Source organism: Veillonella fallax (assembly GCF_020687175.1).
Classification (GTDB): Bacteria; Bacillota; Negativicutes; order Veillonellales; family Veillonellaceae; genus Veillonella; species Veillonella fallax.
In genome coordinates, this window is record NZ_JAJEQD010000038.1 from 1 (window position 1) to 3617 (window position 3617).

Below are 3617 nucleotides of genomic sequence, written 5' to 3' on the forward strand. Positions count from 1 at the left end.
AGTGATTTACATAATTATGATCGCCTATTTACCAATCTTTGGGACTGAAATAGCAACACTTTTTGTCCTATAAGCCTTATTTTATCTGTTAATACCTTTAGGACTTTGTTTGTTTTATTTAGGTATTAAATACACGATTCGCTTTAGTAGAGCTAAGATGCTCTATGAAATGCCCTATGTAAATAAAGAAGGCACTTTTACATTAGAGCGAGCAGGTACTTATGGCCTATGGCTTAGTGGAAAAATGTTTACAAAGGCGCCTATTGGAGAATTTGGTTTTAACTTAGTTGATGAAAAAACGGAAAGGACAATTCCTTTATTTTTATCTATTATGCGCGCCCGAGTTAATGGCATTACTCACTCTAGAATGGAATTATATACCTTTGATGCGGGTCCAGGCACCTATAGACTATCCGTTACAGAAGATCCCTTTGTACTAGATGCAGTTATGAAAAAAGTAGGCGATAAGGTAATTAAAGGTGCTATTGATTATAATCAATTTACTATACAAATCTATACACATACTTCCTTTGTTTTAAGGTTTATATCAATTTGGATGATTGCACTTGGACTTATTATTGCTGTATTAGGCGGAGTTCTTCCTAACACTTTAGTGTGAAATAGTAGATAGTTTTGGCTATTTTATATAATGAATAAATTATCAGAAATGTGTAATAGAAAAAGAGGAGTTTTATCATAGCTTGTAGAACTATCACAGTAATAACCTATTTAAATGTGTTTGTTAAAAGGAGACAGTATTATGGGAATCTTTAAAAAGCTATGTATGACCTCTATGTTAGGTGTTATGTTGGCGGTACCTACGTATGCAACTGTTGTTACAGGTAGTCAATCCGATGTAAACATGGAATTAAAATATCCATTGGTATATACCAATAATATGTTTGCACAAAAGGCAATTAATACAGATATTGCTAACTATGTTTTATATGCGAAATCAGTTTATTATGATCAACATGCGTACCAAGTAAAACAAAATTATAAAGTTACCTATGAAGATGCTCAAGTAGTATCTATTTTGTTAACTACCTATCATTATCATGCTGGCAGTGCACATGGTATGTATAACACCAAAGGCCTAGTATATAACAAGATTACGGGCCAAAGAATTCCGTTATATAACTATGTAAAAATTGCTAATCCACAACAAATTGAGAGAGGCATTAATTCTGGTATATTGCGCTTCTACAGTGAAGGATATAAAAAAGCAGACTTACTACCTAATTGGAATGTAGAATATGTTTCTGATAACTACTACTTGAAAGGTAAAGGCGTTATAGGCCTTGTATACCAACCATATGAATTAGGACCATACTCCTATGGCAATACATACGTTGAATTCTCACGGCAAGCAATTGAATACTTTAACCGTATGAACTCCTAATAAAGGGTTGCTTTAGACTGAATTTTATCAGTATTTAGATGTAATACATATTATTAGTGTGGCATATTATAAAAGCCTATAGTACATTTTTGTACTATAGGCTTTTGGTGTATTTACCATATTATCTTCTATATCCGCCGCATCCTCTAGCATTAGAGTTTTGACCACAATAACTTTGGCTAGTATTGTTACAAACGGTGTTGTTATTATTACAGTTGTATTGTGTGTTTGTATTACAACTGTATTGAGTATCTGCATTACAATTATATTGAGCATTTGTATTGCAATTTGCTTGTGATCCATTGCATACATAATCATAAGCAAATCCTGTAGATACAGCCGCAGTCATGGCTAACAATATCATGACAATCGTACGTTTTGTAAACTTCATATGTAGCACCTCCTTGTTTCTATACTTATATTGTACTACTATAGGTCAAGTAAAATATGATATTCTATACATATATACTATTTGAGAGAGTATGTGAAAGGATGAGAATTTATGATGAAACGTGTGTTAATGGCTGCACTATGTTTTAGTTGTGTGACATTAGGTAGCCAAGCCATTGATATCAATATACCAGGTGCAGATCCTACAGTATCAAAGGATGCATATCAGAACTATCGTAAGACTGGTAATGGAGTACAAAAGACTGAAAATATTATAGCTAATCAGATACGAGATGAATATAACAATAATGGGTCTAAAAAATGGACGCTAGATGAGTTGTTATACTTTACTAAGGAATTGTATCATTCCACAAATCAGTCTTCTTCTGTTTTTATTCTTAAGGATAATGGGGCAAATATTAAATTTACTGTGCCAGAGAGTAGCCAGTTTGGTAAAACTATAAAAGGAGACCCATTAACTACAGAGGTTCAAAAAGGCAATTTCCGCTTAATTGAAGGAAATATATATTATACTATTCGTAAGAATAGTGAAAGCCAGTCTAAGGAAAATTCGTTCTCTTATCCCACTGTTAGAAATGCTACATGGGAGATTGGGCAGACTAAAAGTGGAGCTTTAGAAGGGGCTATTAATTTTGACGTGAAGTCTAATCTTTCGCTGTCTTATCATATTAGTTATGATTTGATTAAGAAAAAGGAACTGGAACTATTAAAGACACATGATCAGAAGTACGTGTATAAAGAGTTAATGTCACCATTAGTTAATTATGTACTACCTTCAATTGAGCCTGCAAAACAAATACTTTCAAAAACAAAACCGATAACTATTAATGGATTTACGTTCCAAACGTTAAAATCAAGCGATTTAGAGTATCACGGACCTGATAATGATGCAATTTATATCTATGATGGTAAAAAATATCGTGAAGGTATTATGGTGAGAGAATTAAAACCGGAAGAGTTAGCTAATCGTCATCAAATTAATTATAAGTTGATACGGTTCTTCATTATGTATAAGCCATATTCTGATTACAAACCAATTCAATACGCTACAGTTTGGAATGATGCTACTCCAGCTATGTATATGGAAGTAGAACGATCTACATCTAGAATGTACATTCAATCGCTCTATGATGATAAATATTTATATACTCACTTTATAATGGCGGATCTAGATTATAAAACACCATCGAAAGACTTGCGTGATATAGTTCAATATGTGGACAATGCAAATGACAAAGACAAGTATGCTAAAAGCCAAGCTGGGATGGGAGCTATGCCTAAAGGTATATATGAAAACTCATCTGGAAAATAAGGGGAAAATAGTCAATCTATGATATAATCTTGACTTGATTCCCAATTTAGTTCATAAAAATATATATGTAAGTTTTACCACATATATTCACTATTACTATAGTAAAGTGTTTATATGTGGTATTTTTTATAGTAAAATTAAGATAATTACTATGAATAAATTATGAAATATAGGAGATATTATGGGGGCGGAATTAAATCAAAAATTATTTAGTGCTGCGGACAGTTTGCGTGGCAAAATGAGTGCTGATCAATATAAAGATTATCTTTTAGGGCTAATCTTTTATAAATATTTATCTGATAAATTATTAGAGTCTACAGTTGTAAAAGCCTATAAATCTCTTGATGAATATAATACAGTAGCAAAGCAAACAGAACTGTATAAATCTTATATTTTAAATGATAAAAGCAAAGCGTTTTTTATTATTGTCTTTAGACTGGTTCGCGACGTAGTCGCGAATCATAAAACCACCCGCTATGCGGGTGCGGCAAC

5 protein-coding genes are annotated in these 3617 nt (G+C 32.5%); 4 read left to right on the plus strand and 1 reads right to left on the minus strand.

Annotated features, from left to right (window positions below):
* The first annotated feature begins 109 nt into the window (after positions 1-109).
* Both LKD20_RS09475 and LKD20_RS09480 read left to right on the plus strand, forming a co-directional pair.
* On the plus strand, positions 110-619 hold the full coding sequence (locus LKD20_RS09475; protein WP_227721607.1) for a hypothetical protein: 510 nt from the start codon (positions 110-112) through the stop codon (positions 617-619).
* A gap of 141 nt (positions 620-760) precedes the next feature.
* Entirely contained in the window at positions 761-1402 is a 642-nt protein-coding gene (locus tag LKD20_RS09480; protein ID WP_227721608.1) for a DUF3298 and DUF4163 domain-containing protein, read from the plus strand.
* 121 nt (positions 1403-1523) lie between these two features.
* Here LKD20_RS09480 and LKD20_RS09485 read toward each other — a convergent pair whose 3' ends face one another.
* Positions 1524-1793, minus strand: a complete 270-nt coding sequence (locus LKD20_RS09485) for a hypothetical protein (protein WP_227721609.1) — start codon at positions 1791-1793, stop codon at positions 1524-1526.
* Positions 1794-1904: 111 nt separating this feature from the next.
* Between LKD20_RS09485 and LKD20_RS09490 the strand changes: the two genes are divergently transcribed.
* Complete coding sequence (locus LKD20_RS09490; RefSeq protein WP_227721610.1) at positions 1905-3125, plus strand: hypothetical protein; 1221 nt, start codon at positions 1905-1907, stop codon at positions 3123-3125.
* 181 nt (positions 3126-3306) lie between these two features.
* Positions 3307-3617: type I restriction-modification system subunit M N-terminal domain-containing protein (locus LKD20_RS09495; protein ID WP_227721611.1), on the plus strand; the 311-nt coding region annotated here is incomplete at its 3' end.